Source organism: Spirosoma sp. SC4-14, assembly GCF_037201965.1.
In the GTDB taxonomy this organism is placed as follows: Bacteria; Bacteroidota; Bacteroidia; order Cytophagales; family Spirosomataceae; genus Spirosoma.
Map to the genome: position 1 here is coordinate 1,301,748 of NZ_CP147518.1, position 12,131 is coordinate 1,313,878.

Here is a 12,131-nt window from a genome sequence, read left to right on the forward strand (position 1 = left end):
CATGATTTTATACAGGATAACTTCGGCGCTGGCAGTTAATAGGTCGATTTATTAAACCTGATTAATGATCAGCAAAAGCGAATTAATAGTCTTTTGCCAGGACATAAACGACTTCATTCGTGCTTTTTTTTACTATTAGAATGGTTTTGTTGCATGACTTCTTTGCAAGAAGACCTTGGTTGCAGTTTGGTGCTAAAAGCTCTTAGGGAAGTACGTGTCAGTACTGAATTACTGTTCTTGTTTGACCAGAGTGGAGGTGGTTAAAAAGATGGGGTGTCATAGAAGGCAACATCTTTAGAGTAAAGTGTTCTGTACGTTGTGATAAGATAGGACTTCCACAGGCTAAATCTATTCGAATTATTTATGTATTATTTAATATTAATTTAATGCAAATATTGAACTAGCCTATAGACTATTTATTGTTACTATTCTTAAAAAGAAACCATTTATATGTTAATTAAATCTACTACACATCATGAAAACCTCCTTCTTCCTTATGGCTGTTTTAGCTACTTGTCTGCTTGTTGCCCAAAAGGCTTTTGCTTTTGAAATGGTGATTGAGGGCAATCACTATACTGACGGTCAAACGGCATTTATTGATTGTAGCAAATCGAGTGTCGAAATTTTTACCTACCAGGAATACCCGCAGCCTGATTTAAATGTGGTCTGGGGAGCATCTCCCAATTTTTCCCAGACCGAGCATATAGTCGAATCCGATATTATTCTCACCTTAGACCCAAGCCACAATGATGGCTGGGTGACCATGAATGTATCGGGAAATGGCACTATCACCGTTTATATTACCCAAATACCTCCTCGTCCAACTTTAACCGCAACGCCCACTGTTTGCAGTGGCCAAAATGGGACATTTAGTGCCAGTTTATCATATGGTGGAACCTCGTCGGCAAGTCTCATCTGGCGCACCACGGGTGGCATAACTGTTAATAGTGGAACCTCTTATACGGACAATAGCACCAATAGTAGCGTCACACTGCATAATAGTTCGTATGGTACTTATTCAGTCAGTGGCCTTATAACAGGTTGCAGTAACTTGGAAGGTCCTGCAGTAACCGGTTATATAGGTGCTCCGGGCAGTAGTAATATAACGTTCTCAGCTACCGGAGGTGCCGATCCAGGTAGTTCGCTTTGTAATGGAAGCACCTGGAATTTTCAGGCGAATCCAAACTTACCATTGTCCCAGTATAGTTATAGCTGGTCTATTCCTACAGGCAGCAGTAATGTGAATTATTTTTATTCGTATGGGCCGAATGCAACGATAACGGCCGGCTCATCAGGTACAGGGTTTGTACTCGAAATGGATGTAACCTATTCTGGATGCGGTTCATCGGGAGGTTCCTCTCGGACTTTTTTTATCACAAGTTGTGGAGGTGGGTATTATCGGATTGCCAATAATCCGGCTAATGATAAAGTAACAGCCTTATTCGAGCCTAGCGATGACTCGCAGGCTTTACCAATTGCTTTACAACTTTCCAGTGAAAAAAACGGAACGGTTAAAGAGATAAAAGTGCGGGGGCAATATGCTGACCAGGCTGTAAAAAACGGTCTACAGGTTGATATCGATGTGCATTCCTTACCGCGAGGAACATATTATTTACAGGGTATTTATGAGGTTGGTAAGGCTGAATCTGTTCGAATCATTCTTCAATAATCGTGAGCAAAAAATCATTAGCAATAACTGGGTTACTAGGGTTACTAGTGACCCAGTTATATAGCCAATCACCTACGTCCTACCATATCGGACTCAAGGCAGGATTGAATCTGGCCAATTTTATCGAGCCTAATACGAAAGAAAATCTGGTGCCTTTATATACAACGGGGATTGGTTTAGAACAACGTTTTACGCCTAAACTGAGCGCTTTCTATGAATTACTATATTCCCGGCAGGGGAGTACGATTCCACTCTATAACGATCCCCACTACACAGAGCTTGCGATCCGATATAATTATTTGACTTTGCCCGTTGGCGTGCGCTATCAAAGCAGGCGATTCCCTTTTTTAGTCGAAGGGGGCGTGCAGGCCGGGTATCTCTTGAATCATCACCAGGAATTTTTGCCCGCCAACGGAACGACAACCAGTCAAGGAACAAACCTTAAAAAGGTTGATATTGGTTTTTTGGCCGGAGTTGGCTATCGCTTTTCATCAAGCTGGTTAATCGAAGGGAAGTATTATAAAAGTTTAGCGACCGTTTTTAGAGGCTATTCAGGCTATGATCCCGTCACGCAATCGTACGTAAACCGGCCGCCAACCACGCGCTATAATCAAGTTATATCTGTTACTCTATCATACTATGTAAACTAACCTTATTGAGTAGGAATACTCGAGTTGTATATCGGATACGTTGGCAAGGTTTCTCCGATCGGTTTTTGTGAAGGGGGTTAGCCACCTTCTGCCGTTTGAGGGCTTCATCTTTTCATGTTGACAATGAATGGCTTCTGGTAGTTAAGGCCGTAAAATGGATCTATTGAATGATGCAAAAGATATTTTTGAAAAGGGCACAATGCATCGTTGCTGGCTTATTATACCTTATCCTGTTTTCGGCTTACGGACAAAATAAAGCTCGATTGGGCATAACTGGTGGGTTGAATGCCGGTCAGGTGCAAACCAGTTTGACGCTTACAAATCTTTTGTGGCGCTATAATGCGGGTGTTGCCGTTGAACAGCAACTGACGAGTAACGTGGCTTTAGCCGGTGAATTAATTTACACCCGACAGGGAAGTCGGTTAATCGCTACCAATGGGTATGTGTCGGATCGATATATTACGGCTTTTGACTATATAGGGCTTCCGGTCATGCTCCGGTTCCGACCCAAAGGGGAACGAGGGTTCTTTGAAGTGGGGGCAGGCTGGTTATTTACTGAGCGCTAACAGCTATCATAGCTCTGATAAAGAGAAAACATTTACAGCCTTTCAGCATACCAATAAAATCGATGCGGGCTTAACCGGTGGAGTAGGGTATCGATTGGGAACGCATTTGGTGGCTGATCTACGCTATTATTATGGCATGAGACCCTTAAGAGAGAATTATACGGCGGCTGATCCGCAAACAGGAGTCCCCACTTATTTTCGCGTTGAAAAATGGTATAACCGGGTCTGGTTGGTAAACCTAACGTACTATTGCTGATTGAACCGCATCGTTCATGGAGTAATTAGAGTACCTCCATGGCACGGGTTTATAAACTTACCTGGTCTTAAAGGGCAGGTTTTAATTATCATGTAAGCTGATAAGAATGGAAAGGGGTATTCCGCGAACGTAGCGGAATACCCCTTCGGTTTGATTGATTGCATAGATAAAGCTAGCTGCAACAATTGCCTGTAAGAAGTAAAATAGAACAATGTTCGCGTTTTAAGGCTATTATTCGTGCTTAGAGAAAGTAGTAACTGATAAAACGCTTTTCAAGAGATGAAGAGATTAACCTGTTTTATCCTGTTGTTCACTTCTCTTTTAGCAAAGACTGAGGTTGTGTGTGGGAAGGCTCAATGGCCAGCAAATGGTTTAGTCCACCTGGCTCAGCAGATGCATATACAGACAAGTGTAAAGGGGGGCTTACTGACCAGGCAAGCGTTCGATCTGGAGCGGTGCTGCTCAATGGCTACTGTAGCCCCAAGGAGCTCATCAACAGGAGAATTGTTTCGCACACCGATTCTGGTACGCACGCTCCACAACCATAAAACGCCATCATTTAAGCTGTTTAACGCGTCATTTGCTAAGGAAGCATGGGCTCATCAAACGGTTGAGGTCACCAGCGATAGTATCGCTTTGCAATCACCTGATAGCTATTGTAAAGGGAGTAACCCTACTTTGACGGTTACAGGCAAAAACGTCAAATGGTACGCTGACGCAGCAAAACAAATCCTGCTACATGAAGGGAATACCTACTCAGCGCCCAGCCTGGAACAAACGACAGTTTTCTATGTCACTCAAACCATAGAAGCGATCGAATCGGCACCCGTTCCCATCCAGATTACGATTGTTGAATTGATTTTCGTTAGCGTTGTTGCCACACCTGCCCATTGTGGGAAAAACGACGGGGTTATCTCGGTAAGTGCAACCGGCGGCAGTCAGGTCCGCTATCGGTTAAATGATGGACCTTTCCAAAGCTCCTCCTTTTTTACTAACCTAGCCCCAGGTACGTACACTGTGCATGATAGCATTGCGAATTGTCATGGCTCAAAAGAAGTAACCGTCAGTCAACCGGAAACACCAACGATTAGCCAAGTTACCTCAGTCGATCCTAAATGTGGCAACAAGGATGGGGCGCTTACCATATCGGCTTACGGTGGAGAGGGCGGGTTAAGTTATTCGCTCAACGGTATTGATTTTCAAGCCGACAATCAGTTCAATAACCTTGACGGTGGGGAGTATACCGTACGCGTCAAAGACAAAAACCAATGTACATCCACTCAATTGGTGTCCCTGAAGAAATCAACGCAACTTCGGTTTCAGGCAATGGATGTGTTTCCAACCACATGCGGTAAAGATAATGGTCGCCTAGTCTTAACTAGTGAAGGCGGGAATGGAGCCAGTTTTTATTCCCTTGATGGCTTGACTTATCAACTGTCAGGTTCGTTCGATAGTCTTAAGACAGGCCAATATACCGTATCGGTAAAGGATGAGTTAGGGTGCTCCGATACTAAAACTGTTACGATCGCGGGCAGTGAAGGGCCTCGTATCATCCATGTCAGTAGAGGCATACCCGAATGTGGTACCAATGATGGCTCTTTAAAGATTAATGCGACAGGTTTGGGGCCTCTTGCCTACAGCCTGAATGGGAGAGACTTCCAAGGCGACTCCTCGTTTAGTTATTTGGTTTCTGGCGCGTATGAAGTTACCATCAGAGATGGTCTCAATTGCACGGCCAGCCAACTAGTCCAACTCGGTCAGCCCTGCGAAGAAGCCATCTATTTGCCCGATTCATTTACCCCCAATGGGGATGGGATTAATGATGGCTGGGCTATTTTTTTCCCTTTCCCGAGCCTGCAATTGGAAGAGTTAACCATCTATAACCGATGGGGGGAGGTTGTATATTATATCGGTTCCAGAGCCGTTAGCAGTGGGGATTTCTTATGGCTCGGAACGTATAAAAATACCACCCAGCCGGGTGTTTACACCTACCAATTAACAGTACAACTTGCCAGCGGCAAAACTCATATCTATAGGGGACGACTAATAGTGATTTTGTGATGCTTACATTTTTGTAGGTAACTACACTAGTTGTGCATTGTATAAGTAACGGTACGTTAAGCGGCTAGCCAGCTAGTATTAATCTACGAGCCTTCGTGAACGATACGGAACCAGTAAACCAATCAAACCTGTCAGACATCTTCCCTAATCAAGTTATGATTTCTAGTATACTCAATACTTTGCTAAACTGATGTAGGCAATTACTCTATTAATTGTAGAATTTGCTCATACATTCACTATTTTAATTGCTGTTAATTGGACATATCATCTAATTTAGACAAAGCTCTATTTATTTTTTTATATAAAAATGAAATTTCAATCATATTATTAGTGTCATGGCTAGTAAAAAAATTTATAAAGAAAATAGGTATATCAGTTTTGAAAACTTTTTGTACAAATTCTTGACCCTCAATCCAACTTTCTATTAATTTCAATCTAAAGCTATGTAGTGCTAGACGACAAGCACGTTGAATAGTAGAATTAGGCTTTCCATAAATTGTATCTCCAAATAGTTGGTAACCTATCCATGATAGATGAACTCGTATTTGATGAGTTCTACCAGTGATAGGTTTTACGACTAACAATGAATAATAACCATTAGATAAAACAGTTTCATAAAAAGTTACACTTGGGTACGAGTTATGTAGTGACTGGGAGCCGGATTCTCTTAATTTCCAAGTAGGATAGTTTTCTGAATTATCTACAAAAATTTCTTTTCTATTTCCGGCTACTCTAAAGCGATTTTTCCGACCTGGACTAAGAGGTAAATCAATCTTTCCACTTGGAGGATAAGGTTGCCCAATACAGATAACTAAATAATATTTTTCTATTTTTCGATAGCAAAATTGCCTGTTTAATTGAGCTTGTACATTTTTAGAAAAAGCGATAAGTATTAAACCACTTGTACCTTTGTCTAAACGATGCACTTGGAAAATTTTTTTATTATTAAATTGTCTTTCTAATAAATCCCAGAATGATTTAGAACAAGTTTTATCATTAAACATAGATAAACCTGTTGGCTTGTTAATCACTGCAAAGTTATTATCTTCATATATTATATCAAGGGTAAATTCTTCTAACATTAATTAAGCTATTGCAATGAGGTTTAAGGTACCAATATAATAGCTTATTTAGACTTAATTTGCAATAATTATCTACTATATAAAATTTTTTACATAAAAATAAGTTGTACAAAAGTTAACATGTATTCTTTCCTAGGAAGAATACAGCAACTACCTATATAATATTTGATTAAAAACTTTTAAATAAACCACTCGGAATGATTCTATTATCTAGAATCATTCTAAAAATTTCACCAACTTCTAAGTTAATTAAAGATGCAGAGACAGCGAAAGATGCTTTATCGAGCCCTAATTGTGGATTAGAATTCATCTCCAAAAAATAACACTGACCATTAGATGATAGGCGTAAATCAAGTCGTGCATAATCCCGTTGATGAGTAATGTAAAAAGCATCCTTAGCCATCTTATATATATTTTTTTTTATTTTCTCAGGATAACCGTCCATACTTTCATATTTTAAACCAGATTTTGTAGCTTTTGAAGCAGCTTCGAATAAAAAAGGTTGAGAGGATTTTTTTTCATGCTTAAGTACAACAGCAGGTAGTAAGAAAGCTTCTTCATACCCAATAATTGGTATTGTAACATCCTCCCCGTCAATATATTCCTGAAGTAAAAGGGGTGCTTTTATGTTTGCATATACTTCATTGACTGTATTAAAAATATTATCTGGTTCATTTTCAATTAGCCTTAATCCTAAGCTAGACTCTTCATAGGCAGGTTTTAGAACAAGGAAACTTGAGGAAGAAAAATAAGAATTTAAAATCTGAGCTTCTTCTTTCTTTATTTCGCTAACTAAAAGATATTCTTTGGGTACTAAGTATCCTAAAGCCTTCATAAGTGAGTTACTATGAGGTTTATTCGACGAAAGTAATATTCCCAAAGGAGTTGCGCCAAAATATCTATTCCCACTTGCCTCTAGAAGATAAGAAGGGTGGATACAATCTATAAGCCTTCCAAAACCGTATGTATAATTAAATATTGGGTATTTATCTATGTATTTAAACCAATTATTATTTGCAATATTAAGAAGCTCAATATCTGGAATATATTTTCGGAGGTGTGATATCAACTTATTAATACTAATATCTGTCTCAAAATTAGCATATATTTCTTTCTGAAACCAGCTTTTCTCAAGCTGCACAGACGCAGGTACATTATAAAGGAAATAGATCATATACTTTCATTTTTCGCCCAATTGTTTGTATTTATCTTTTGCCCTGTAAAATCTTTAACTATAGAAGTATCTGTATTCCAATGGTTTGACGGAACAATAACTTTCCCAGAAGCATCAGGTATATCAATTACATGTTGTGGGAATGCAAGCCCTGAAAGTTCATTCCTTAATTTGGTCATTATAAAAATCTCATCAGCAAGAGACATTACAAATCTTTTTGTAGTTGGTATCTCTTGGCAATGGTATATATAATAAGGTCGTACGCCAAGCTCAAAAAGTCTCAAAAACATGGTTTTTAAAATAATTACATCATCATTGACACCTTTCAAAAATACACTTTGAGAGAGAAGAATAAATCCTGCTGCTCGAAATTTTTTTATAAGCTCAATACATTCTGGCTGAAGTTCATCTGGATGGTCAATATGCAAGCTTAGATAGATTGTATCTTTTGCTTTTACTAAGTGTTCCATCAACTCAAGGTTTACTTTATTTGGGAATTGTAAGGGAAACCTTGTATGAATTCGGAGTACTTTAACATGGTCAATCAAACTGAGACGATCAAATAAATATTTTAGACCTTTAGGATGTGTCAGAGGATCACCACCGCTTGCAATTACTTCATATATTGTAGGATCTTTTTTGATACTATCAACTACAGTGTCGATCTGTTTTTCTGTCAATCTACCGATTGAATCTAAACCAACTCCAACTCTATCCTGACGCTCACAGTAACGACAATTAGCAGCACAAGTATATGATAATAGAACCAATACTTGACCTTCATATTTTTTTACTACACCAAAAACCGCTGAAGTATTTTTTTCGTTTAATAGATCTCTTTCAATATCTGCTGGTATATTTTCGTATTTTGAGTTAAATACGTACATTTTTTCCACTGCTTTACTCCTTTGAGCTAACTCTTGTAGATAGGGAGTTAATTTTTCTGCAAATCTTGCTTCATTCATAAAATTCACTGTTTAAGGATTGTACAAAGACTTGCTAATCTATTTTTACAATATGAATTATTTCTTCATAAAATGACAAATCATCTAATCGCATTTTCAATAAACTATCGCCAATATTTTTTGCGATCAATTTAATATTATAGTGTAAAAATTTTTGATCAAAATCTATTTCATCCAAAGTGATTGATAAATACTCAATACAGCTACCTTCAATTTCTATTCCTCTCACTTTCTGATTTACAGCAAAACGAATATTGAGAATAAGCCCGCTATTAGATAATGTACTTGTTTCAACAAATGGTGGATATGGAACTTGAACTCCTATTGAAGGAATCGACACGGCTTGTTCCACACTAAAAGGTCCCCAATGCAAATAAGTCGAATATGAGGTTATGGAGGGAATAATTAACAGGTTTTTTTTTAAGATTTCCGCGAAATTTAGCCCAACATTATAAAATCCACAAACGGAATTGGCTTGATTAACTAAAATAGATGTATCTCGTTTAGAATTGAAAGCTTGTAATAAGCATTTCTCTAAGTGATTTATATTTCCTATTACAGCAAAAAATGCCAAGTTACCTAAAGTTTCACATAAGACGGGTAAATCATAACATACTACCTCTGTACCAACGGCAAATGCCTCAATGGGTGGATAACCAAATCCTTCAAAATAGCTTGGAAACAAAAGAACTTGAGCCTTTCTTAATAAAATATACTTTTCTGCAACAGAAATACAAGTATGTGTAAGTATTGTTACATTATTGTTACTATAATGAGATTTCACCTTTTCAATAAACTCATCATTCTGTTGACCACCAAATACAATATTTAAAATACGACCTGAAAATATTTTAGGAGATAGTTTAAGTAAATCTTCCCCTCCTTTGTAATCATGGAATGGACGTACAAAAATTACAACACTAGCGTCCTTAGATAGATTTTTTGATAGTACTTTATTAGCTTCATTTGAATTGATAGGTGGCCTAGAGACGTCAAAATGAAGTTTTGATAAAGGTGTTCTATAGAAATTCCTTGCATATTCCTGGGCTTCGAAGGTACTTGAAATTACCAAGCCTCCATAGCATAAGACTCGTCGCCAATAATCCCATACTCTAGGATCATCTTTTGTTGGAGCTAAGTTGTTGAACCAATTCTCGCTTTCATAATTTAATAAACATATTCGCGCATTTGATAATCCAGCAAGCTGAAGAGCAGATTCATAATAAGTAGGAACATAAAACCCCGATGGAGCAACTATTACATAGTCATAATTCTTATTAGCTTGATACTCAACTTCCTCTGTAGTAAAGCTAAACGTCTGTATATCCGAGAACTCTGAGGCAAAGACTGGTGAGATATTCCAAAAAAAATTCACATTGTGACCACAAGCAGCTATTGCTTTACCTAATGAGAATGCGTGATATTGTCCACCAGAATACATGTGAATTCTATTGTATATAAAAATGGCAATATTCATTGTTTAAGTTATTTAGTCAAACATTAAACTTCCTTCATATTTTCTGTTATAATTAATTTGCTTCTCACCTTAAAACTATGTCTACTATAATAGATTGGCGACGTTTTAAAGTTGAAAATTGATAGAAAGAGTCAGCTATCGCAGACCTATGCAATACTTCACTTGGTGGACATAGCCTTACTAAATGCCTCATATTTTTAGGAATTTCAATAGATTCAGAAACAGATACTGGAAATAATTGTATCCAGGGTAGTTGATGCTCGTTAAAATCAAATGCAATTGGATAATTAAAATTATTCTGTGGACAATTTTTAGACCTATTAATTATATGTATTTGGTCTGCTGTAGTAAAATCTGGGATAGCTATATTAAGGTCTGAGAAACCAGAACTCCGCTTTTCAAGTCGATATAATTTCGTATTACTTAGATCTCCACCGAGAAGTTCATAAAGAAATTTTTCATTACCCTGAATGGAAAGTTCAATTATTGTGATTTCTTCACCTTGATCATCTACTAAACACCCTTGTGAGTTTTCTATGTCCTGTACTTTATTATGAAATATTTTAGTGCCATCTCTGTATATACGTGAGTTCCCATTTTCTATACTCAATTCATTGATAGGTATATTAGAAGATTTTTCTGTTAGTTTAGCTAAACTCTCTAAATTTACAAGACCTCTTAGAACAGTACTTAAACGCTTACCTTTAGCAATCCCTATTGTATTTCTAGCGGAGTTATCTATTACTGGAAGAGCACAATGATAAGGCATCATCATTGGACCAATTGGTTTAACGTTCTCTGCAAATAGTAAGCTTATCGTTTCTCCTGGGAATAAGCAAAAAATATATCTGTCACCATTGGGATGATCGAATATAATACCTGACATAGTGTTTTCTTGCATGTCCCAGTCGATAAGGGTTAAACACTGGGATACACTAAAGGAGTTTCTATTAGCTCCTAGTTTATCAAGGAATGCATATTGGTTCACTAAACGGTCTTTGTGAAATCGAAGAGCATCTCCATTTGTGATAATGCCCATTTCAGTAGAAACTTCATGAAATGATATCCCTATATTTTCTGATAATGATCGTTCTATAATCGAAAAGTATTGTTCAATTTGATGATGGTTTGAACCGTCTATATAATACTCGCTTACATTTAGGCTTCTATCCTTTAACCAAAGTGGAATAAATTCAGCTATAGCACAAGGAGGTGAAGTTCTATCTGTTGTAATAATTGTATTTTGAGAAATAGTATTTAACAACTCTTTTACCGCTAGCCGATGGGTTCCATTTGTGACAAAAAAAATTTTTGTTTCGCCAAAGTCTATTTTTGAGATACCTTGATTATCAGCTTTACTACTAATAGTTTTAATGTTATTTTTAGTCTGAATTTTAGATTGTTCCCAATGCAAATCAATTTTAATATTGAACCATTTGTTCAATAAAGCGGAAACTTTATTATAATCAAATTCTGTTTGATGGCTCCCTTTTTGAGTATGCTGGAAGAATTGTTGGATAATTAGTATCTTTATATCATCTGAAAGTTCAGATAGCATAAAAAGTACATCTTCATCGTCAAAATATTCTTTAAGATGTACAACAATTTTTTCAAAAGCTTTGTTTATGCCTTTGGCTTTTTCAATATTATACTGGTTTCTAGTTAGATATGCTATTGATTCCTGTATTTCTGTATTAGCATCCATACGAAGAAAGTTTTATTAGTTTACTTATTCAGGGGTATATTAAGCAAAATCACAAAACTCATTATAGAGCAATTTTACGAACATCCAGAAATTTATATATTATTCTTTGGGAAGATCGTAATATCCTTCTTCTGTGTGTACTTCATTTCCAACAATTGGCGGGTTGAATACGCATATTAGCCTCATAGTTTCATATGCTCTAAGGTAATGCCTTTCATGAAGATTTAATACGTATATTGTTCCATCTGAGATATTGTGTATTTCACCAGTCTCCAAATTCTCAATTTCTCCTTTTCCAGAGACACAATAAACTGCCTCTACATGGTATTTATACCAAATGTATGTCTCAGTTCCTGCATGTATTAATGTATCATGCATAGAGAAACCTACATTATCTCCTTTAAGGAGAAATCGTCGGCTTACCCAATTCCCATTGGGCGCTTTTACCTCACGATCAGTTTCGTTTAAATCAATTAGACGCCGTACTATCATATCATTAGCTGGTTTACTTAAGGAGTATATAAAT

The 12,131-nt window shown here is 37.2% G+C and carries 10 protein-coding genes; 4 read left to right on the forward strand and 6 right to left on the reverse strand.

Annotated features, from left to right (window positions below):
- Nucleotides 1-475: 475 nt before the first annotated feature.
- The 4 genes from WBJ53_RS05395 (at nt 476) to WBJ53_RS05410 (ending at nt 5,202) form a co-directional block, all read left to right on the forward strand.
- Nucleotides 476-1,669, forward strand: a complete 1,194-nt coding sequence (locus WBJ53_RS05395; RefSeq protein WP_338875034.1) for a hypothetical protein — start codon at nt 476-478, stop codon at nt 1,667-1,669.
- A gap of 2 nt (nt 1,670-1,671) precedes the next feature.
- A complete protein-coding gene (locus tag WBJ53_RS05400) occupies nt 1,672-2,319 on the forward strand; it encodes a porin family protein (protein WP_338875035.1) in 648 nt (215 codons plus the stop codon).
- A 308-nt stretch (nt 2,320-2,627) separates the two neighbouring features.
- On the forward strand, nt 2,628-2,885 hold the full coding sequence (locus WBJ53_RS05405; RefSeq protein ID WP_338875036.1) for an outer membrane beta-barrel protein: 258 nt from the start codon (nt 2,628-2,630) through the stop codon (nt 2,883-2,885).
- A 535-nt stretch (nt 2,886-3,420) separates the two neighbouring features.
- Nucleotides 3,421-5,202: a gliding motility-associated C-terminal domain-containing protein gene (locus WBJ53_RS05410; RefSeq protein ID WP_338875037.1), complete on the forward strand. Its 1,782-nt coding sequence runs from the start codon at nt 3,421-3,423 to the stop codon at nt 5,200-5,202.
- A gap of 251 nt (nt 5,203-5,453) precedes the next feature.
- Here the strand turns inward: WBJ53_RS05410 and WBJ53_RS05415 are convergent, their stop codons facing one another.
- The 6 genes from WBJ53_RS05415 to WBJ53_RS05440 form a co-directional block, all read right to left on the reverse strand.
- On the reverse strand, nt 5,454-6,284 hold the full coding sequence (locus tag WBJ53_RS05415) for an RNA pseudouridine synthase (RefSeq protein ID WP_338875038.1): 831 nt from the start codon (nt 6,282-6,284) through the stop codon (nt 5,454-5,456).
- A gap of 169 nt (nt 6,285-6,453) precedes the next feature.
- On the reverse strand, nt 6,454-7,458 hold the full coding sequence (locus tag WBJ53_RS05420) for a hypothetical protein (RefSeq protein ID WP_338875039.1): 1,005 nt from the start codon (nt 7,456-7,458) through the stop codon (nt 6,454-6,456).
- Nucleotides 7,455-8,423 carry a radical SAM protein gene (locus WBJ53_RS05425; protein ID WP_338875040.1) on the reverse strand — a complete coding sequence of 323 codons (969 nt, stop codon included), beginning with the start codon at nt 8,421-8,423 and terminating at the stop codon, nt 7,455-7,457. Before WBJ53_RS05425 ends, WBJ53_RS05420 begins: the two co-directional genes overlap by 4 nt.
- Before the next feature lie 34 nt (nt 8,424-8,457).
- The gene (locus tag WBJ53_RS05430; RefSeq protein ID WP_338875041.1) at nt 8,458-9,900 is read right to left on the reverse strand and encodes a glycosyltransferase family 4 protein; all 1,443 of its coding nucleotides are present in this window, start codon (nt 9,898-9,900) and stop codon (nt 8,458-8,460) included.
- Nucleotides 9,901-9,964: 64 nt separating this feature from the next.
- Nucleotides 9,965-11,605 carry a hypothetical protein gene (locus WBJ53_RS05435; RefSeq protein ID WP_338875042.1) on the reverse strand — a complete coding sequence of 547 codons (1,641 nt, stop codon included), beginning with the start codon at nt 11,603-11,605 and terminating at the stop codon, nt 9,965-9,967.
- A 99-nt stretch (nt 11,606-11,704) separates the two neighbouring features.
- Entirely contained in the window at nt 11,705-12,097 is a 393-nt protein-coding gene (locus tag WBJ53_RS05440) for an ectoine synthase (RefSeq protein WP_338875043.1), read from the reverse strand.
- Between the last annotated feature and the right edge of the window lie 34 nt (nt 12,098-12,131).